Here is an 18,940-nt window from a genome sequence, read left to right as displayed (position 1 = left end):
AGTCCGTTTAAAGATCGAGCACCAGGCGTCGGCTCTTGCAGCCGGAAACGCACACCATCATCGAGGTATTCGCAGCCCGTTCGGCCTTGGTCAGCACTCCGTCGCGATGGTCGATGTCACCCTCCAGTACCCGGGTCTCGCAGGAGCCACAGACGCCTTCGCGGCAGCTGTACTCGACATCGCACCCCGCTTCGAGCAGCAGATCGAGCAGGTTCAGCCCCGGTTCGACAGCGAGCGTCTTGCCAGACTTCTTCAACTCGACGCTATAGCTGTCCTGGGCATCTTCCGATGGCGGCAGTTCGGCGGCGGTGAAGCGTTCGATGTGTGCATGCGGGTAGCCGAGGCTTTCGCAGGTGCTTTCGAAGGCGTCGAGCATCGGCGTCGGGCCGCAGCAGTAGAAGTGCGTGTCGCTCGGGCGGCCGGCCAGGTAGCTGGCCAGGTTCGGCATGGCGTTCTTCTCGTCGTTGAAGTGGTAGACCACCTTGGCGCCGAGGCCGCTGAGTTCTTCCAGCAGCGCCGCTTCCTTGCGCGAGCGGGCGCAGTAGATCAGCTCGGCGGATTTGCCCAGGGCCAGCAGCTGGCGGAACATGCAGTAGATCGGCGTGATGCCGATGCCGCCGGCCACCAGCACGCTGTGGCTGGCCTGTGGGTCGAGGGGGAAGTTATTGCGCGGTGGCGAGATGTTCAGCTGGGTGCCGACCCGCAGTTGTTCGTGGACGAACTTCGAGCCACCGCGGCTGTTGCGGTCGCGCAGGATACCGACGACATAGCGGCCCTGGTCGCTTGGCGAGTTGAGCAGCGAGTAGCTGCGCACCAGGCCATTGGGCAGGTGCAGGTCGATGTGCGAGCCTGCTTCGAACGGTGGGAACACAGTATCGCCCCAGGGGCGCAGTTCGACGCTGAGGATGCCTTCGGCTTCATGGCGCAGGGTATGGACCAGCGCGGTGAGGGTGGGGGAGTTGGACATCGGTCACCTCGATGGCGCAGTGCGCAAGTCAATGTCGAGCCGGGCGCTGGCTTCGATTTCCACCAGCAGTTCAGGGAACACCAAGGCGCTGACTTCGACGAGGGTGGAGGTGGGGTAGCAGGCGAACCCCTCGAAGAAGTCGCGACGCGCGCGGCCGACGGCGTCCTTGTCGGCGATCCGGGTGACGTACACCGTCAACCGGTACAGGTTGCCGACATGCCCGCCAGCGGCCTCGACCAGCGCCTTGGCCTTGCCCAGGACCTGCAGGGTCTGGGTGTAGGCATCCAGCGGCGCGCCGGTTTCGGCGGCCTGGCGCGTTGCCGGATGGGCGGTCATGCCGGACATCACCAGCTCGTTGCCGATCAACAGGGCGTTGGACCAGCTGGCCGTGGCCAGCTCGTCCAGGCCCGGGGCCTGGATTCGCTGTACGGCCTGGCTCATAGCTGTTTCGCTTCGATCAGGGCCAGTTGCTCCTTGGCCTTGCCCTTGAGGTAGCGGCGCAGGCGCACCACGCCCAGGTCATGCTGGTAGAGGTTCTCGCGCTGGTTGGCGTCTGGCTCCATGAACTCCAGCAACACCCGGTCCTGCTCCAGCACCGCCCAGTGACGGGCCTCCAGGCGGTTCTTGTAGAGGAAGCGCCAGGTGTCGCGCTGCCAGCCGGTCAGTGGTCGCGCGCGCCAGTGGAACACGGCGGACAAGGCGCGGCTGCTGGGGGTATAGCTGCCGATGATGGTGAAGTTGCCGCCCGGGCCGCCGGTCTTGGGGTAGGGGATCTCCAGGCGCAGCCAGTGGCAGCCGTTGTCGAGGAATTCGGTCCAGTCGAAGTTGACCCCGCGCTGGCCTTCCTTTTCGAAGAAGAAGCCCTGCTCGGTATCGCGGGTGACGAACTTGGCGGTGGCTTCGCCTTCGCTCATGGAGTGGGACATCTTGTGCAGGTAGGTCCCGTGCATCGGGTCCATGACATTGTCCAGCACGTAGCGGTAGTCGCCTTTCCATTCGGTGTAGCAGAGGAAGCTGCTCCACTCGGGGGAGGTCAGCTGCTCGGGCAGCACCAGCTCTGGTGGAGTCTCCAGGTGCGGGTCGGTTGCGTTGAACAGGAAGATCGCCCCCGCTGCCTCGCGGGTATGGAACATCCGCGTCGGGCGGCTGCCTTCGAGCTTGCAGCCGGGGCTGCCGGGGACCTTGACGACGGTGCCGTCGCAGCGCACTTCGACGCCGTGATACGGGCATTGCAGGCGGTCGCCCAGCACCGGCCCCTGAGACAGCGGCGCGCCACGGTGCGGGCAGTGGTCCTCGAGGGCATGGACACTGCCGTCGTTGTCACGCCACAGGGCGATCTTGTAGCCCAGGCGGCGGATCGAGACGGGCTTGTCGCCTACCAGTTCCGACGGCAGGACCGGGAACCAGAGGTCTTTCAGGCCATTGGCCAGGTGTTGCTCAACAGGGTCGACGGTTACGTGCATGTTCATCTTGTTCTACCTCCGGTGGGTCATTCGCCCAGCCGAGCCATCAGGGTTTTATAGGCATCCTCGGTCCACTCTCCGGTGGTCAGCGGGCAAGGCGGGCCAGCCAGGTTCAGGTGTGCCAGCAGCTCGCTCAACTCGCTCACGCCACCGCCGTAGGCGCGCTCGATAGAGTCGCCGAGCAGGTCTTCGAACGGGGTGTTGGGCCGTTTGCGGGCCTGATGGGGTTGCAGGTAGCGTTCGGTGTCAGTCATGTCATTGGCCTCCATTGCGGACCCGTTCGCGGATCGTTTCGCGAACTGGGACAAAGTCGTACGTCGGGTAGCATTCGGTGCGGAACACGCCCCAGGCGGCGCGCTCCAGTTCCACATTGACCTTGCTCAGCAGGCTCGGCGGCAGGCGCAGGGTGACGATCTGACCCAGGCCCATGGCCACGGTCCAGGACACCACCTCCACGCCCTCGGGCGGAAAGCTGTCCCACCAACCCACCTGCTTCATATGGCCCTGGATCTGCTCCAGGTTCTTCGACTGGTCGTGCCGGAGCAGCACCGTCAACAGCATCGATTCGCTCATGGCTTACCCTGCTCCTTGGGCTTGTCGGTGAGAAACTTGCCTTGCGGCGCCTCGGCATGCTGCTGGCGCCGGGTGTGGCCATCGATGCCGCCGGCGATCGCCCATTCGGCGAACACCGTCGGCCCCGGCTCGAATTCGCGGGGCTGCCAGTCGCCGGTCAGTTGGTCTTCATCGGCGTAGTACTCGACCAGTGCACCGGCGGGGTTCTTGAAGTACCAGAAGAACGCCGACGACACCGGGTGGCGGCCTGGGCCGATCTCGGTGCTCCAGCCGCAGCGGGAGATGTGCATGCCGCCGCCGAACACCTCGTGCAGGTCGCGCACGGTGAAGGCCACGTGGTTGAGGCCTGCGCGCGGTGCTGGCAGCTGCAGCATGAACAGGTCGTGGTGGCCGCCTTCCTCGGCGGTGCGCAGGAAGGCGCCGCGGTTGGGGTAGCGGTCCGAGGCCTGGAAGCCGAAGCGCTCGTGGTAGAAGGCCTCGCAGGCATTGATGTCCTTGACGAAGAACACCACGTGGCCGACTTCGATGGGCGTGGCGCGCTCATAGACCGGCGCGGGCTTGTTGATTCGGCCCTTGACCTGCCAGGTGTTGTGGCCGCTGCATTCGAGGTCCAGCGGGCGTTTGCGGGTGACCTGCAGGCGAATCGCCAGGCCATTGGGGTCGGTGCAGCCGATGCGGCCGTCGCCTTCGACGAAGCCTGGGTCGTTGGCGATGCGCTGGCTGTACAGCGCCAGGTCGGCTTCGCTCTGCACACCCCAGACCACCTCGCGCACGGTCGAGCCTGGCTCGATGGCCGGCGGCAGGCCGGGTTTGTCCAGGTGGGCGAGCACCACCCGGCAACCGTTGAGGGTTTCGAAGATCACCTCGTCAGCTTGTTCGCTGACCTGGGTCAGGCCCCAGTCGGCGAAGAAGCGCACGCAGGTGTCCAGGTCTTCCACACCATAGGTGACTTCGTCGATGCCCAGTACGCTCATGGCCTTGCCTCCACACCGGCCCAGGCCAGTGGTTGTTGGTTCATGCCCCAGTAGAGGCTTTTCTGTTCCATGTACTGCAGGATGCCGAGCCGGCCCTTTTCCCGGCCCAGGCCGCTGTCGCGCCAGCCGCCGAACGGGGTCGAGATGGAGAACTGCTTGTAGGTGTTGATCCACACCGTGCCGGCCTGGAGCTTGCGGCCCAGGGCCCAGGCGCGCTTGTAGTCGCGGCTCCAGATCCCGGCAGCAAGGGCGTACAGGCTGTCGTTGGCCTGTTCGAGCAGTTCGGCTTCGTTGTCGAAGGGCATGGCTACCAGCACCGGGCCGAAGATTTCTTCCTGGCACACCTGCTGGTGGTTGCCCAGGCCTTCGAGGATGGTCGGCGGGTAGAAGTAGCCGTGGTCGAACAGGCCACCGCTGGGGCGTTCGCCGCCCAGGCGCAAGCGACCGCCTTCGGCCAGGCCCAGGGCGACGTAGCGCTCTACGGATTCACGGTGCGCGGCACTGATCAACGGCCCCATCTGCGTGCTTTCGTCGGCAGGGTCGCCGAGGCGCAATTGCGCGGCGGCTGCGCTCAGGCGGGCCATGAACGGCTCGTACAGCGCACGCGCCACGAACAGCCGCGAACCGGCGATGCAGGCTTCGCCCGATGAGCTGAAGATGCCGTACAGCACACCGGCCACGGCATGCTCCAGGTCGGCGTCGTCGAGGACGATGGTCGGCGACTTGCCGCCCAGCTCCAGGGACACCGGCATCATTTTGTCCGCGGCGATATGGGCGATGTGCTTGCCAGTGCGGGTACCGCCGGTGAACGACACGCGCTTTACCAGTGGGTGCCGAGTCAGCGCATCGCCGAGCAGCGAGCCCTTGCCTGGCAGCACGCTGACCAGGCCTTTGGGCAGGCCGGCATCCTCGCAGATGCGCGCCAGCTGCAGGGCCAGCAGCGGGGTGATCTCGGCCGGTTTGATCACCACCGCATTGCCGGCGGCCAGGGCCGGGGCGACTTTCTGCGCTTCGCTGGCTATCGGCGAGTTCCACGGGGTGATCGCCGCCACCACGCCCATCGGTTCGTACACGCTCATGCTGACGAAATCGCCGCGTGACGGGGTGATGGTTTCTTCCAGGGTTTCGCAGGCAGCGGCGAAAAACTGGAAGGTGCCGGCCGCGCTGGCCACCAGGGCCCGGGTTTCATTGATCGGCTTGCCGTTGTCCTGGCGTTGCAGCTGTGCCAGTTCCTCGCTGCGCTGGCGGATCAGTTCGGCGATGCGATACAGCACCGCGGCACGCTCGTGGGGCTTGCGCTGGGCCCAGCCACTGTCGAGGAAGGCTTTATGCGCGCCTTGCACGGCTTGCTCGACATCGTCGAGGCTGGCGGCGTTGAGCCAGGCCACCGGCTCGCCGGTGGCCGGGTAGCAGGTGGCATAGCGCTCGCCACCGCCCAGGCGCCAGGTACCGGCGATGCAGATGGGTAAGGTCTGTTCCAGAGTCATTGGCAGTCCCCTAGATGGAAATGGCGTGGGCGTGGTTGCCCAGGGCCCGGACCACGCTGTAGACGGTCAGGGCCGAGGTTTTCGGGTTGGCCTGCAGCGGCTTGCCACGCAGGCTCATCTCGAAGCCGCCGAAGGCACCACGGGCTTCGAAGTGATGGACGTTGTCCTCGCTGTGCGGGTCGGCGACCAGGGTCACCCGGGTGCGGTCCAGGCCCAGGCCGGCCAGCGACAGGGTGGCGGCGACGTTGGCGTTCTTCGGGTACAGGCGCGCGGCTTCGCGCGCGCTGCCTTCGAAGATCACCGTGGCCTCGCGCAGGCTGTCCAGGTCGCAGACCTGTTCGGCCGGGGTGTTCTTCCAGGCTTGCGCCGGCTTGCGTCCGGTGTAGTCCACCGAGTCCAGGCCGCCGACCTTGGCCGCCGACAGGGCATCGATGCCGCCGATGGCGCCGGGCAACAGTTCGATCCGCGTGTTGCCGCGCGCCGCTGCCGCTTCCAGGCGTTCGACCAGGCCGACTTGCGACAATGCGCCGACCGAGACGATCAGGCAGGCGATGCCGCGCTCCAGGGCTGGCAGCACATGGTCCTCGATGGCCCGGTGCCCGGCGCACTCGACCAGCAAGTCGGGGCGTGCCTCGGCGGGTAGGGCGGTGAGTACTTCGGGCGGCTGGCGGAAGCTGCCCAGGCGCTGGCGCACCAGGTCTTCGGAGCCGGCCGAGGCGATGACCGCGTCGACGCACAGCTGCGGGTCCTGCTCCAGCAGTTCGAGCACGCCGACGCCGATGGCGCCGCAACCGATCATGGTGATATGCAACATGGCAGGTTCCTCAGGCCGTGGCCTTCTGGGCCTTGGTTTCGCTGTTGGGCGGGCCGGCGAACTGAGTGGCGAAGCCGCCGACGCTGAGCATGTCCACCTCCAGCAGGAACGGGCCGCTTTCGCCCAAGGCACTTTCCAGCAGCGGGCCGAAGTCCGTCAGGTCGCGGACCAGACCATGGCGCAGGCCGATGGACTCGGCGAGCTTGGCGTAGTCCGGGGTGTGCAGCTCGACATAGGCATGGCGGGCACCATAGATGGCGTCCTGGATGTTGCGGATCACCCCGTAGCGTTGGTCGTTCATCAGCAGGATCACCACGTTGGCGTTTTCCTGCACCAGGGTTGCCAGTTCGCCCAGGTTGAGGATGAAGCCGCCGTCGCCGGCCAGGGCGAATACCTTGCGCCCTGGCGCCGTTTCCGCCGCCGCCACCGCCGCGCCGATGCCCATCGCCAGGCCCTGGCCGATACCGCCGCCCAGGGCATGCACGCCGGCCAGCGGGTGGTAGAGGTTGAGCAGGCGGTTGCCCCAGATGCTGTTGGAAAGGGTCACGTCGCGCACCCAGGAGAAGTTGCGCCCGGTCAGGGCCTGCAACTGTTCGACCATGGCCGAATAAGGGCCGAGGTCGGCGACCAGTTGCGCCCGCGCCTGTTCGCGCACGGCCTTGAGCTCGGGCAGGAAGTTCGGGTCGATGCGCAGCCGACCTTGCAGGCGGTCGGCCAGGCCGTCGAGGGCCAGCGCCGAATCGCCGCAGATGAACAGGTCACTGGGGTAGCTGCGGCCTTCGATGGCTGGGTTGGCGTCGATGCGCAGGGTGGTGCGCGGCAGCTTCAAGGCGTATTTGAAGGTCTCGTTGCTGCGCAGGCGCGAGCCGGCCACCACCAGGGCGTCGCAGGTTTGCATGAAGCCTTCGACCAGTTTGTTCTGCGAGAAGGCGCCCAGGCAGCGTTCGTCGTCTTCGTTGACCACGCCGCGGCCCTGGGTCGAGGTGATCACCCCCACGCCCATGTCCAGCAGGCGCTTGACCTGTGGCCCGGCGTGGCGGGCACCGCCACCGAGCCAGAGCAGCGGGCGGGTGGCGCTGGCCAGGCGTTCGGCGACCAGGTCCAGGGCGTCGGCGGCGGGTACCGCGACCGGTACCGGCAGCGGCGACAGGTCGCTGGGCATGGGGATGAAGGTGGACTGGATGTCGATCGGGATTTCCACGCTGACCGGGCCGGTGGGCGCGGTCAGGGCGGTCTGCACCGCCAGTTTCAGGGTGCTCAGCGCGGTCTCCACGCTGCGCACGCGGAAGGCAGCCTTGGACACGGCCTTGAGCATGGTGAGTTGGTCGCGGGCCTCGTGGATGTAGGCCAGCTCCTGGTCCAGGTAGGGGGTTTCGATCTGCCCGGTGATGTGCAGCAGTGGGGTGCCGGCGGTCAGCGCCTCGACCATGGCCCCGGCGGCGTTGCCGGCGGCAGTGCCGGTGGAGGTCAGGCACACGCCCAGGCCGCCGCTGGTGCGAGCATAGGCATCGGCCATGTTGGTGGCGCCGGCTTCGCCGCGGGCCATGACGAAGCGGATGTTGCCGCGCACGGCGAAGGCATCGAGGATCGGCATGTTGTGGATCGAAATCACGCCGAACGCGGCCTTGACCTCGCATTGTTCGAGAAAGGCGGTGATGACGGCGCCGACGGTGACAGTGTTTTCATTACGCATGGCGGGACAGGCCTCCGGATACATCGATATGGCTGCCAGTGGTGTAGGCCGACAGGGGCGAAGCCAGGAACAGGATGGCTTGGGCTGCCTCTTTGGGCAGGCCCAGGCGACCCAGGGGAATGTGTTTGCGTTGGGCCAGGCGGGCGGTCCATTGCGCCCAGTCCAGCTCGCGTTCTTCGCGGGCCTCGAAGCGTCGGCGCCATTGCCCCGACTCGACCAGGCCGATGAGAATGCCGTTGACGCGGATATCGTGTTCGGCGAATTCGAAAGCCATCGAGCGCACCAGGTTCTTCAGCCCCGCCCGGGCGGCCGAGGTGGCGACCATGTGCGGCTCCGGCTGGCTGGCCAGCAGCGAGTTGACGCAGACGATGGAAGCGCCGGCCTGGCTCTGCAACTGGGCCATGAAGGCACGCACCGGGTGGATCACCGAGAAGAACTTCAGGTGCAGCTCGTCGCTCCAGGCTGCGTCGCTGGTGTCGGCGAAGGTCGAGACCCGGCCTTGCCCGGCGTTGTTGACCAGCACCTGGGCCGGGCCGAGCGCGGCCAGGCTGGCGGCGGCGAAGGCCTGCACCGCGGCGGGGTCGAGCACATCGCATACCTGGGCGAGCAGGCGCGCTTCGGGGAAGCGTTCGCGCAGATCTGCCTCGGTGCGGCGCAGCCGCTCGGCGTCACGCCCGCAGAAGGCCACGCGGGCGCCGGCTTCGAGCAGCAGCTCGACGCAGGCCAGGCCGATGCCGGAAGAGCCGCCAGTGACGATGGCGGTTCGCTCATGCAGTTGGTAGAGGCTCATCTCAGTCCCTCATCAGCGCAGTGACACGGCCTTGGCCGCTCTGGGGCGTGTAGTTGAGCAGCCTGGACAGCTCGTCGGCGCTGCCACGCACCTGGCCGAGCAGGTTGTCGAAATTGACGTGGCTGATCTGCACGGTGGGGATGGTCACCCCCAGGGCGGCGGCCACCCGGCCACTGGCATCGCGCACCGGGGCGGCGACGGTGGAGATGGTCGACTCGAAGAAGCCCTCGCCGCTGACATAACCGCGCAGGCGGTCGGCCTGGACCAGGTCGAACAGCTCCAGCACGGTTTTCGGCGTGCAGGGCGAGTGCTGTTCCAGGTGTTCTTCCGGGTACAGCTCGCGCAGCTCGGCCAGGCTCAGGTCGGCCAGGAGGATGCGCCCGAGCACCGTGGCATGGGCGGGCAGGCGGGTGCCGACGGTGACCGCGGTGGAGAACACCGAAGGCGGCGAGACCTTGGCCACGTAGACGATCGAGCGGCCGTCGCGCACCACCAGGTTGCTCGGGTAGTTCAGGCGGTCGCACAGGTGGGCCAGCAGCGGCTGGCCCAGTTCGGTCAGTTCCAGCGACGCCAGGTATTCGAAGCCCAGGCGCAGTACCGACATGCCCAGGCGGTACTCGTTGCCGCTGCGGGTGACGAAGCCCATGGTTTCCAGGGTGGTCAGCAGGCGGAAGATGGTCGAGCGCGGCAGTGCCAGGCGCCGGGCCAGCTCCGGGGCGGTCAGGGTACGGTTCTGCCGGCTGAATTCGCACAACAGCAGCAGGCCGCGCTCGAGGCCGGGGACGATGTACTTGTCCTGGTTGTCTTTCAACGAATCCGTATCGTTCATAGCACAGTACCTGTAGGGGAAGCGGCCAGTGCCAGGGCCAGGCGCCCGGTCACCGCATCGGGTTGTTCGATGGCGCAGGCATGGCCGGCACCGGCAATCAGGGTGAAGGGCGCAGCGAAGGCATCGGCCACGGCCTGGCAGTCTTCGGGCCGGGTGATGCCGTCGGCGCTGCCGCAGTGCACTTCGCAGGGCGCGGCCTGGCGGCTGTAGCGCAGCAGGTCGTCGCCGCACAGCAGCTCTACCGCCTGGCGGTAGCCATGCGCTTGCAGGCGCGCCATGTTCCACTGCACCCAGGCCTGGGCCGTGGCGCTGGCGGTAGCCGAGAGCATGTGCGTGCTGCGTGCCTGGGCCATGCCTGCGATGCCCAGGCGCTGCAGGTTGTCCAGCCGCTTGGCACGTACCGTTCGGCCTTGCTCAGCCAGTTCGGGCGCGCCGTAGCCACGAGCCGGGCTGAGCAGCACCAGGCGGCTGACCCGCTCGGGCTGGGCCTGGGCGAACGCCGCTGCGCTCAGCGCGCCCAGGGAATGCCCGACCAGCACGCAACGCTCGATGTCCATGGCGTCGAGCAGTTGCGCCAGGCGCCCGGCGTAGTCGCAGGCCTTGGGTGCGGCCATCGGCAAGGGCGCGGACTGGCCATAGCCGGGGGCGTCCCAGGCGATGACCCGCGCCCGCTGGCCGAGCGCCAGGGCTACCTGTAGCCACGACGCAGCGCCCGAGCCGATGCCGTGCAGCAACACGATGGCCGCACCGCTGCCTGCCTCGCGCACGGCCTGCTGGCCGCCGCCCAGGCCCAGCACGCGCTCGGCGAAGCCGTGCTGCAGTTGCCGCAGCAACGGCGCGACGGGATTGTCGATGACCGGGTCCATGGTTCAGCCGCGCTTGATCGAGGCCAGCGGGTGGGCTGGCGGATAGGTTGGGGTCACCGGCTTCTTGGCGCCGAGCATCACGCACATCAGGGCGTCTTCGTCGCCAATGTTGATCTCCTCGCGGTAGACCCCTGGCGGCACCGAAATCAGGTCGCGGTCGGTGAGCACGGTCTCGTAGCGCTCGCCGTCCTTCTCGATGATCACCTTGAGCTTGCCGCGCAGCACGAAGAACACTTCTTCGACGTCGGTGTGCAGGTGGGGCGGGCCTTCATGGCCGGCCGGGATGACCATGGTGGAGAAGGTGAAGTGTTCGGAGGGGATGGTGTTCATGTCGCTGCCGACACCGGTGCCGCCGGTGCCCACGTAGCGCATCTGCGCGCGGCGGAACTTGGGGTCGTAGTCGGCTTGGAACTTCAGCGCATCCCAGTCGTAGCGGCGGGTCTCGTAGCGGGCGATGCGCGTCTGCATCCAGCCGGCCAGGTCGGTGCCGGCAGGTTGTTCCCAGGACTTGGGGGTGTCGTGTTGGGCAGAAAGGTCGGTCATGGTCTTCTCCTTTGCTCAGGGCATGACGAACCCGCCGTTGACCGGCAGGGTTTGTCCAGTGATGAAACGCGACAGGTCGGACAGGGCGAACAGCACTGCACCACTGACGTCGTCGGGCAGTTGCGGGCGCTGGATGGCCCGTTGTTCGGTGTACAGGCGGTGGCGGGCCTCGGGCACGTAGGCGGTGGCCTCGACCAGCACCAGGCCGGGGGCGATGGCATTGACGGTGATGTTGTCGTTGCCCAGCTCGCGGGCCAGGCTGCGGGTCATGGCGATGACCGCGCCCTTGCTGGCGACATAGGCCAGCAGGTTCGGCGCACCCCACAGCGGGGTGTCGGAGGCCAGGTTGATCACCGCCCCATGACCACTGGCACGCAAGGCCGGCAGGCAGGCACGGGTCATCAGCCAGGTACCACGGACGTTGACTTGCATGACCTGGTCCCAGGTCTCGATGTCCAGCTCCTCGCAGCTTTTGCCGCCGGAGTTGGTGATCGAGGCGTTGTTGACCAGGCCGTCGAGGCCACCCAGGCGCTTGACCGTGCGCTCGACGCAGGCGTCGATGGACGCGGGGCTGGCCAGGTCCAGGGTCACGCCGCTGACATCCAGGCCTTGGGCGGTCAGGTCGCACGCGGCCTGCTGCACACGGCCGGCGAGGATGTCGGCGATCACCACGCGCGCACCGGCCTGGGCGATGGCTTGGGCGAAGGCATAACCCAGGCCCCTGGCGCCGCCGGTGACCAGTACGCGACGGCCTTCGAGCAGGTTTTTGAAGGAAGTCATCATTGGGTACTCAGCATGGCTTTGGGGAGGTAATGCAGGACGCGCTTCTCGGCCCAGACCACCGCGCCGTAGGCGAGCACGCCGATCAGGGTGAGCATGACGATGGCGACGAATACCCCGGCGGTGTTGCCCTGGCCTTCGGCGTCCACCAGCAGGAAGCCCAGGCCCTGGTTGCCGCCGACCAGTTCGCCGACGGTCACCCCGATCACGGCCAGGGTCGAGGCGATGCGCAGGCCGGAGAACAGCGCGGCCATCGCCGAAGGGAATTCCACCAGGCGGAAGATCTGCCAGCGGCTGGCGTTCATGGTGCGCACCAGGTTGATCATGTCGGGGTCGACCGTGCGGATGGCCGAGAGCACGTTGATCATCACCGGGAAGAACACGATCAGGATGGCGATCAGGATCTTCGGGTAGATGGTGTAGCCCAGCCACATCACGAACAGCGGGGCGAAGGCCACCTTGGGGGCGATCTGCAGGGCCAGGATGTACGGCGAGAGCATGGCTTCGGCCGAGGGCGAAAGGCCCAGCGATACCCCGATCATCACGCCCAGCAGGGCGCCCAGGGCGAAGCCGACGATGATCTCGAAGGCGGTGATCAGGGTGTGCTGCAGCAGGTCGCCGGTCTGCCACATCAGTTGGCTTTCCTGGGCGACGCGGCTGAGCTGCGGCATGACGAACTCGGGCATGCCGAGCAGTCCCGGCCCCCACTGCCAGAGTACGAGGAAGAGGACCAGCAGGGCGACACTGCCGAGCACGGAGGTGTTGAGGTTTCTCATCGGGCGATTACCTTGGTTGCGTTGGCCGTCATTTGGCCGCGGTATTGGTTTCGATGAACTGGTTGCTGTAGAGCTCGTCGAGCGCTGGCTCTTTGCTCACGATGCCTTCGCTGACATAGAACTTGCGCACGGTGTCCAGGCGTGCCGGGTCGATGCGGCCGAGCACCGGCTGGCCGGCATAGACGTGCTGCACGTAGAGGCGCAGGGTCTTCTCCAGCGAGGCTTCCTTGCCGGCGTAGGCCGGTACGGCGCGGGCGAAGGTGGCGGCGGCGGCCTTCGGATCCTGGATGATGTCGCGCATGCCTTGCAGGGTGGCCTGGACCACGCCGCGGACCACTTCGGGGTGCTGGGCGATGGCGTCGTCGGAGGCGAGGATGGCCTGGGCCATGCTTTCGAAGATCTGTTCGCGGGGGATCAGTTCGAGCTTGAGCCCGGCCTCTTCGGCGTTGACCACCCAGTCCGGCACGGCGGCCATGGCTTGGGATTTGTTCGCCGAGAACAGTTGCCAGACACCGGATGGCCCGGCGGCCTGGATGTCCACGTCGTTCTTGCCCAGGCCTGCCTTGCGCAGCGAGGCGAGCAGGGCGTAGTAGGTGGTGTCGGAATAGGACATCACGGTCAGGGTCTTGCCCTTGAGCTGGCTCACCGAGCGGATGTGCTCGTCGGCGTTGGTGGCGATCATGGTGACCCCACCCGCCCCGAGCACGGCCACGGCGCGCACCGGGATGCCATTGGCGCGGACGATGATCGGGGTATCGCCGATGGCGCCGCCGACCATGGCATTGCCGGCACCGATCTGCTTGGCCACATCGACGCCGCCCTTGGCGGCGATGAAGGTGACGTCCAGCTCGCGGTCGCTGTAGTAGCCCTTTTCCTTGGCGATGATCCAGGGGGCGAAGGCCGGCGAGCTGGGCGGTGCCGGCAGCAGGTAGGTGACCTTGGTCGGCTCGGCCTGGGCCTGCAGGCTCAGGCCCAGGGCCAGCAGGGCGCCAGGTGCCAGGCGTTTGAAGAATGACGTGAACATGCTTACTCCTGAGTCGATGGATGGACCGTTGGGGCGTTGCTCAATGCAGCTCGGTGTCTTCGCCGACTTTCAGCAGCTCCATCAGGCGCCCGGCCAGGGGGCCGATCTCGGGCAGCTTGCGGCGCTCCAGCGGGTTATCGCGAAACGGCAGGTCGATTTCGATTTCTTCGATGATGGTGCCGGGACGCGCGCTCATCACCAGCAGGCGGTCGGACAGGGCGATCGCCTCGACCAGGTCATGGGTGATGAACAGCGCGGTCTTCTTTTCTTCGAACAGCATCCGCGCCAGGTCCTGCTGCAGGATCATCTTGGTCTGGGCGTCGAGGGCCGAGAACGGCTCGTCGAGGAACAGCACCTGCGGGTCGATGGCCAGGGTGCGGGCCAGGGCGGCGCGCTGGCGCATGCCACCTGACAACTGGAACGGGTAGTGGTCGGCAAAGCCTTGAAGGTGGCAGCGTTTGAGCAGATCCTCGGAGATCGGCTGGCGCTTGGCGGCCGGCATGCCCTGGATCTCCAGGCCCAGTTCGACATTGCGGCGGATGCTGCGCCAGGGCATCAGGAGGTCTTTCTGCAGCATGAAGGCGACCCTGGATACCGGGCCGTTCACCACCTCGCCACCGACTCGCACCTCGCCCTCGCTTGGGCGGTACAGGCCAGAGCCCATGTTGAGGATGGTGCTCTTGCCGCAGCCGGATGGGCCGATGATCGACACCACTTCGCCACGGCGGATCTTGAAATTCACGTCACGGATGGCGAAGGGCGCTTCGACCTGGCCTTTGCTCTTGAAGCATTTGCCGACGTTGTGAAACTCGATTTCCGTCGGTGCCGGGGCGCCTTGGGGAGATGGGGTATCCCAGCGCTGGGCAATTGCGTACATCTCTTTCACAGCCATTGGAGTGCTCTCTGGTCTGTTTTATAGGTGGTACGCCGTTTAGTGCATGAACAATGCCAGGTGGGTGAATACGCCCATTCAATTGGAAAAGTGCTTGTTTATTAATGGGTTGAAAGAACTCGGCAAAAAACGTCACGTTTTATATATGAAACATGGTTTTTTATATGGCACGAAATTGCACAGCGCGAGGGCACTTCAAAATGAAGGTGCGAAGAAGTAGGGCGTTTCTGGTAACGGCGTAGGAAACAACGTTACGTAATTGTTTCAGGGGTGAAACAGAGGGCGGGTGTGGGCGCTTGCCGGGAGATAGGGGGAAGGCCACCAAGTGTTTGCCACAACATTTTCGGCGCCTGTGCGATCGAGCGCCGCCCGCGCGGCGCATCGCGAGCTGGCGCTCGCTCCTACGTTTGTTTCGGGCCAATTATGCCTGGGGGATTTGCGCGCGAACGCCTTGGTGCATGGCTCGATATTGCGTCGTACGGACAAGGCGGGCGCGCGCGCTTGTCACAGGCGTTACTGGCCCGAAACAAACGTAGGAGCGAGCGCCAGCTCGCGATGCGCCGCGCGGGCGGCGCTCGATCTCATAGGCGCCCAAGATGTTGTGGCAAGCACTATCAAGCCCGCGCCGGGCGCAGCACCAGCCACAGTGCCACGCCAATCAACAGCCCGCCGTACAGGTGTGCCATCGACAGCGGCTCGTCCAGCAGCCACGCCCCCCACAACACGCCGAATACCGGAATCAGGAAGGTCACGGTACTGGCCTTGACCGGGCCGATTTCCTCCAGCAGGCGGAAGTACAGGATATAGGCGAAGGCAGTGCACAGCAGACCCAGGCCCAGTAGTGACAACCACACTTGCCAGCCGCCCCACCTGGCGGGCGGCTGGCTCAGCGCGCTCCAGGCGAACAACGGGCTCAGCATCAGCGTGGCGCCGAGCATGCTGCCCAGCGCCGACAGACGACTGTCCAGGCCACTGATCCAGCGGCGTGCGAGAAAGCCGGCAAAACCGTAGCAGGTGGTCGCTGCCAGGCAGGCCAGGGCGCCTTGCAGCAGGGCCATGTCCAGTGCCACCGGCCCGGCGCCGCTGAGGATGCCGACCCCGAACAAGCCAAGGAAGATGCCGCAGAGCTTGGCCAGGGTCATCGGTTCGCGGAAGAACAGCACGCCCACCAGCACGCCCATCAGCGGTGTGGTGGCGTTGAAGATCGCCGAATAGCCTGCTGGCAATACCTGGGCGGCCACGGAATAGAAGGTGGCAGGGATGCCGGAGTTGATCATGCCCAGCACCAGGCAGGCGCCGAGCTTGCCCTGGAAGTCCCAGCGCACGCGGGCGGCCGCCACGATGGCGACCAGGCCCAGACAGGCGATGGACACGCGGAAAAACGCGGTCGGCAGCGTGCCCAGCTCGGGGGCGATGATGCGCATGAACAGGAAACTCGCCCCCCAGACGGCGGCAAGGGTCAGCAGGCGGGCTAGGGCGATGGGGCTCACAACGGTCTCCGGAGGCAGGGCAGGGGCGCGAGTGTACGCCAGGGGGAGGGCGGATTCTTGTGCTTTCTTGCGGTGTAAACCTGGCTTGGCCTAATCGCCGGCACGCCCGCTCCCACAGGTAAATCACAGCCCTTGAGATCTGTGGTGTACCTGTGGGAGCGGGCGTGCCCGCGAAGAGGCCGGAAGAAACAGCCTAGAATGGCGCAGGGGGCTAAGCTCTGTATCTCAACATTGCACCGAGGCTTCCCCCGCATGTCCCAACCCTGGCCCGCCGTCGAAATCGCTCGGATGATCCTCGCTGGCTTCGACGACTACCGCGACCATTTCCAGCGCATCACCCTCGGTGCCCGCCAGCGCTTCGAGCAGGCGCGCTGGCAGGACATCCAGCAGGCCGCTGCTGCCCGCATCAACCTCTATGAAGAGAAAGTCGCCGAGGTCAACGGCTGGCTGCGCCAGGCCTTTGCCGCACAAGTGCTGCTGGACGTGGAACAGTGGCCGCTGGTGAAAAACGCCTATATCCACCTGATCGACCCCAGGCTGGACGATGAGCTGTCCGAGACCTGGTACAACTCGCTGTTCTGCAGCCTGTTCAGCCACGACCAGATCAGCGACGGCTGCATGTTCATCCACACCACCCGGCCATCCATGCGCGGCCGCGAGCGCGCCGCGCAAACCCGCACCTATCGGCTTGAAGGCAGCCTGAAGAGCTTGTTGCGTGCGCTGTTCGCCGATTACCCGTTCGATGTGCCTTATGGCGACCTGGAAGGTGACCTGACGCGCCTGGAAGAACAACTGCGCGAATGCCTGCCCGACTGGGTGTGCAAGGACCCGGCGCTGGCCGTGGAGTTGTTCGTGCCGGTGCTTTATCGCAACAAGGGCGCCTACCTGGTCGGCCGCCTGTACAACAGCGACGAGCAATGGCCGCTGGTGATCCCGCTGCTGCACCGTGAAGGCCATGGCATCGAGGCCGATGCGCTGATCACCGACGAGGCCGAGGTGTCGATCATCTTTTCCTTCACCCGCTCGTACTTCATGGTCGATGTGCCGGTGCCGGCAGAGTTCGTCAACTTCCTCAAGCGTATCTTGCCGGGCAAGCACATCGCCGAGCTGTACACCTCGATCGGTTTCTACAAGCACGGCAAGTCAGAGTTCTACCGGGCGTTGATCAACCATCTGGCCGCCAGCGATGATCGTTTCATCATGGCGCCCGGGGTGCGTGGCATGGTCATGAGCGTATTCACCCTGCCGGGCTTCAACACCGTGTTCAAGATCATCAAGGACCGCTTTTCGCCGTCCAAGACTGTCGACCGCGCCACGGTGATCGACAAGTACCGGCTGGTGAAAAGCGTCGACCGCGTGGGGCGCATGGCCGATACCCAGGAGTTCGCCGATTTCCGCTTTCCGCGTGGCAAGTTCGACCCGGAGTGCCTGGCCGAACTGCTGGAGGTGGCGCCTTCCACGGTGGCGCTGGAGGGCGATACGGTGCTGATCCGCCATTGCTGGACCGAACGGCGCATGACGCCGCTGAACCTTTACCTGGAGAACGCCAGTGAAGGCCAGGTGCTGGAAGCGCTGGAAGATTACGGCCTGGCCATCAAGCAACTGGCGGCGGCGAACATCTTCCCCGGCGACATGCTGCTGAAGAACTTCGGCGTTACCCGCCATGGCCGGGTGGTGTTCTACGACTACGACGAGATCAGCTTCCTGACCGAGGTGAACTTCCGCCATATCCCGCCGCCGCGTTACCCGGAAGACGAGATGTCGGGCGAGCCGTGGTACTCGATCGGCCCGCATGACGTGTTTCCCGAGGAGTTTCCACCGTTCCTGTTCGCCGATATCGGCCAGCGGCGCTTGTTCAGCCGTTTGCATGGGGAGTTGTATGACGCGGATTACTGGAAGGGGCTGCAGGCGGCGATACGGGAGGGGAAGGTGATCGATGTGTTTCCGTATCGGCGCAAGGGGCGGTGATTTTGCTGTTGCAGGCCTGGCCCATTCGCGGGTAAACCCGCTCCTACACAGGTTACGCAATCCCTGTAGGAGCGGGCTTGCCCGCGAAGAGGCCAGGCCTGCTTTTCACATTCATTCCTTCAAACACTTCAGTTCACTGAAATCGGTGCGCACCTTGCCCAACCGCTCCTGCAAGAAGCGCCGCTGCTGCGGCGTGCTCTGCTGCACCAGGTCCACCAGCAAACTGCGCGCCTGTTGCTCGGTATTCTGAAACGCCGCCCGGTACTCCGGCGTCCATAAACTCTCCTTGCGCTGCAACAATGTCGCCAGGCGCGGCTCGAAGCTGGCGTCATTGCGCTGGTTCATCGCCAGCAACAATTGCTGCTGCCAGTGAGCGCGGTTGGCGATCCATTCGCGGTTCTGGTCACCCAGCGCCTGCGACCAGGCCTGCACCCGTTGCTTCTGCACCGGGGTCAGTTCGCCAAACCAGGGTGTCAGGCGTTTTTCCATGCGTTCGGTACGGCGGGCGATCTGCTTGGGCAGTGGGGTATCCACATAGCGCTTCTGCCGTTCGCTGATGTCATCGCGGAAGGCTTCACGCATTTCCGCTACCTGGGCATCGCTCATGCCGCGCAACAACTCGGTGGCCGAAGGGGTGACCTGCGCGGCAACCCGGCCAATCGCCTGGCGGACTTCGCGGGTGCGTTGCTGCAGGGCCTGGTCAGTCACCTGGTCATTGGCGACCATGCCGCGTACCCGGTCGAGCCAGTCGAGGTAGCCGGGCAGCTGGGTCTTGCAATGCCAGGCCAGGTGCTGTTTGAGCCGAGCGTCGAGCAAGGCCTTTTGCTCACGGTTCATGTCCAGGTAGTCGCCCAGCGACCACGGCACCAGGCGGTCGAGGTTGCGGTAGGCCAGGTCGATGCGGCTGCAGGCCGCCAGGGCCAGGGCGAAACCGATGGTTAGCAGCAGGGCTTTGGACAGGCGTGGGGGCATGTGCTGATCCTTGCAATGGCGGCCAGTCGGTAGCGTAAG

The 18,940-nt window shown here is 65.7% G+C and carries 20 protein-coding genes; 1 reads left to right on the top strand and 19 read right to left on the bottom strand.

The features are described 5' to 3' along the window. Positions 1-7: 7 nt before the first annotated feature. The 18 genes from TZ03_RS17550 to TZ03_RS17465 all read right to left on the bottom strand — a co-directional run bounded on the left by TZ03_RS17550 (position 8) and on the right by TZ03_RS17465 (position 15,961). Positions 8-967 (bottom strand): PDR/VanB family oxidoreductase, encoded by a 960-nt coding sequence (locus TZ03_RS17550; protein WP_051099475.1) that lies wholly within the window; start codon positions 965-967, stop codon positions 8-10. 3 nt (positions 968-970) lie between these two features. Further along, positions 971-1,408, bottom strand: a complete 438-nt coding sequence (locus tag TZ03_RS17545; RefSeq protein WP_051099474.1) for a RidA family protein — start codon at positions 1,406-1,408, stop codon at positions 971-973. Further along, positions 1,405-2,436, bottom strand: a complete 1,032-nt coding sequence (locus tag TZ03_RS17540; protein WP_051099473.1) for an aromatic ring-hydroxylating oxygenase subunit alpha — start codon at positions 2,434-2,436, stop codon at positions 1,405-1,407. The genes TZ03_RS17545 and TZ03_RS17540 overlap by 4 nt, the downstream gene beginning before the upstream one ends. Before the next feature lie 20 nt (positions 2,437-2,456). Further along, complete coding sequence (locus tag TZ03_RS17535; protein WP_051099472.1) at positions 2,457-2,684, bottom strand: recombinase-like helix-turn-helix domain-containing protein; 228 nt, start codon at positions 2,682-2,684, stop codon at positions 2,457-2,459. A gap of 1 nt (position 2,685) precedes the next feature. Then, positions 2,686-3,003 (bottom strand): hypothetical protein, encoded by a 318-nt coding sequence (locus tag TZ03_RS17530; protein WP_051099471.1) that lies wholly within the window; start codon positions 3,001-3,003, stop codon positions 2,686-2,688. Beyond that, positions 3,000-3,977: a VOC family protein gene (locus tag TZ03_RS17525; protein WP_051099470.1), complete on the bottom strand. Its 978-nt coding sequence runs from the start codon at positions 3,975-3,977 to the stop codon at positions 3,000-3,002. Before TZ03_RS17525 ends, TZ03_RS17530 begins: the two co-directional genes overlap by 4 nt. Next, positions 3,974-5,464, bottom strand: a complete 1,491-nt coding sequence (locus TZ03_RS17520; protein WP_051099469.1) for an aldehyde dehydrogenase — start codon at positions 5,462-5,464, stop codon at positions 3,974-3,976. The genes TZ03_RS17525 and TZ03_RS17520 overlap by 4 nt, the downstream gene beginning before the upstream one ends. A 10-nt stretch (positions 5,465-5,474) precedes the next feature. Beyond that, positions 5,475-6,278, bottom strand: a complete 804-nt coding sequence (locus tag TZ03_RS17515; protein ID WP_051099468.1) for an aspartate dehydrogenase — start codon at positions 6,276-6,278, stop codon at positions 5,475-5,477. Between the two features lie 10 nt (positions 6,279-6,288). After that, positions 6,289-7,971: a thiamine pyrophosphate-binding protein gene (locus tag TZ03_RS17510; RefSeq protein ID WP_051099467.1), complete on the bottom strand. Its 1,683-nt coding sequence runs from the start codon at positions 7,969-7,971 to the stop codon at positions 6,289-6,291. Further along, positions 7,964-8,761, bottom strand: coding sequence for an SDR family oxidoreductase (locus TZ03_RS17505; protein ID WP_051099466.1), 798 nt, complete (start codon positions 8,759-8,761; stop codon positions 7,964-7,966). Before TZ03_RS17505 ends, TZ03_RS17510 begins: the two co-directional genes overlap by 8 nt. Before the next feature lies 1 nt (position 8,762). Next, entirely contained in the window at positions 8,763-9,590 is an 828-nt protein-coding gene (locus TZ03_RS17500) for an IclR family transcriptional regulator (RefSeq protein WP_051099465.1), read from the bottom strand. Then, complete coding sequence (locus tag TZ03_RS17495; protein ID WP_051099464.1) at positions 9,587-10,456, bottom strand: alpha/beta fold hydrolase; 870 nt, start codon at positions 10,454-10,456, stop codon at positions 9,587-9,589. The genes TZ03_RS17500 and TZ03_RS17495 overlap by 4 nt, the downstream gene beginning before the upstream one ends. A 3-nt stretch (positions 10,457-10,459) precedes the next feature. Then, on the bottom strand, positions 10,460-10,999 hold the full coding sequence (locus TZ03_RS17490) for a cupin domain-containing protein (RefSeq protein WP_051099463.1): 540 nt from the start codon (positions 10,997-10,999) through the stop codon (positions 10,460-10,462). A 15-nt stretch (positions 11,000-11,014) separates the two neighbouring features. After that, the gene (locus tag TZ03_RS17485) at positions 11,015-11,782 is read right to left on the bottom strand and encodes an SDR family oxidoreductase (protein WP_051099462.1); all 768 of its coding nucleotides are present in this window, start codon (positions 11,780-11,782) and stop codon (positions 11,015-11,017) included. Next, positions 11,779-12,555: an ABC transporter permease gene (locus tag TZ03_RS17480; RefSeq protein ID WP_051099461.1), complete on the bottom strand. Its 777-nt coding sequence runs from the start codon at positions 12,553-12,555 to the stop codon at positions 11,779-11,781. Before TZ03_RS17480 ends, TZ03_RS17485 begins: the two co-directional genes overlap by 4 nt. Before the next feature lie 28 nt (positions 12,556-12,583). After that, positions 12,584-13,579: an ABC transporter substrate-binding protein gene (locus TZ03_RS17475; RefSeq protein ID WP_051099460.1), complete on the bottom strand. Its 996-nt coding sequence runs from the start codon at positions 13,577-13,579 to the stop codon at positions 12,584-12,586. 40 nt (positions 13,580-13,619) lie between these two features. Next, positions 13,620-14,456 carry an ABC transporter ATP-binding protein gene (locus TZ03_RS17470; protein WP_051099525.1) on the bottom strand — a complete coding sequence of 279 codons (837 nt, stop codon included), beginning with the start codon at positions 14,454-14,456 and terminating at the stop codon, positions 13,620-13,622. A 629-nt stretch (positions 14,457-15,085) separates the two neighbouring features. Further along, positions 15,086-15,961, bottom strand: a complete 876-nt coding sequence (locus TZ03_RS17465; protein WP_051099459.1) for a DMT family transporter — start codon at positions 15,959-15,961, stop codon at positions 15,086-15,088. A gap of 252 nt (positions 15,962-16,213) precedes the next feature. On the opposite strand from TZ03_RS17465, the gene aceK reads away from it, so the two are divergent. Continuing rightward, positions 16,214-17,929, top strand: coding sequence for a bifunctional isocitrate dehydrogenase kinase/phosphatase (gene aceK / locus TZ03_RS17460; protein WP_051099458.1), 1,716 nt, complete (start codon positions 16,214-16,216; stop codon positions 17,927-17,929). 111 nt (positions 17,930-18,040) lie between these two features. Here the strand turns inward: aceK and TZ03_RS17455 are convergent, their stop codons facing one another. Continuing rightward, complete coding sequence (locus TZ03_RS17455) at positions 18,041-18,901, bottom strand: DUF6279 family lipoprotein (protein WP_051099457.1); 861 nt, start codon at positions 18,899-18,901, stop codon at positions 18,041-18,043. Positions 18,902-18,940 lie beyond the last annotated feature (39 nt).

The organism is Pseudomonas sp. 10-1B (genome assembly GCF_000935045.1).
GTDB lineage: Bacteria > Pseudomonadota > Gammaproteobacteria > Pseudomonadales > Pseudomonadaceae > Aquipseudomonas.
The sequence above is the reverse complement of the archived record's forward strand: the minus strand, read 5'-3'. Positions and strand labels throughout refer to the sequence as shown.